The 606-nt window shown below is 45.4% G+C and carries 1 protein-coding gene; it reads right to left on the bottom strand.

Annotated elements, in window-relative coordinates; all coding sequences use genetic code 11:
- The coding region (locus FK530_RS27595) for an AI-2E family transporter (protein ID WP_146489477.1) at nt 1–606 on the bottom strand (606 nt) is incomplete at both ends.

Raw genomic sequence — 606 nt, forward strand, 5'->3', positions numbered from 1 at the left:
TGATTCCATGAGTATACTCTCCGGTTCCGGCTGAATAGAGAGAAGACATCGTCATCGACAGTGGCGCTCCCCCTGGAATTAAGGCAAAAATACCAGTAATAATCCCTAATGTTACCGGCATCGGCGCGCCCACAAAGTAGTAGACGATTCCGAAAACAATACCCTCTCCAATGGCAATAATCACCATTCCTGATACCGTTGAGCTGACCAACGTAGGGACAATACGAGAAATTCTCTTCCATCTTCCGGGGAAGACCCGCTCCCCTACCTTATCGAGCTGCCGACTAAAACGACGACCATCTTTGTAGCAGAAGAAGAGAATAATCATCATAAAGAGAATCGTAAATCCTAAAGCACTAAAGCTCTTGGTAACAGAACGGGTTACAGTGGCAAGATAACCAAGTTTTGCCAAACCAATTTCTGCAAAAAAATCATGAATCCCACTCGGCGTTCCCAAGTAGGTCATCCAGTAGGTATTGATCTGATCGCCATAGGGAAGATTCAATACCCAATTAGGGGTCGGGATGCCGTAAGTATTCGCTTCAATCAACCATGCACGAAGAAGAACCACTTCACCATAGAGATAGTGAACTAGCCAAAAGAAGG

The organism is Tsukamurella conjunctivitidis (assembly GCF_007858475.1).
Lineage (GTDB): Bacteria > Actinomycetota > Actinomycetes > Mycobacteriales > Mycobacteriaceae > Tsukamurella > Tsukamurella conjunctivitidis.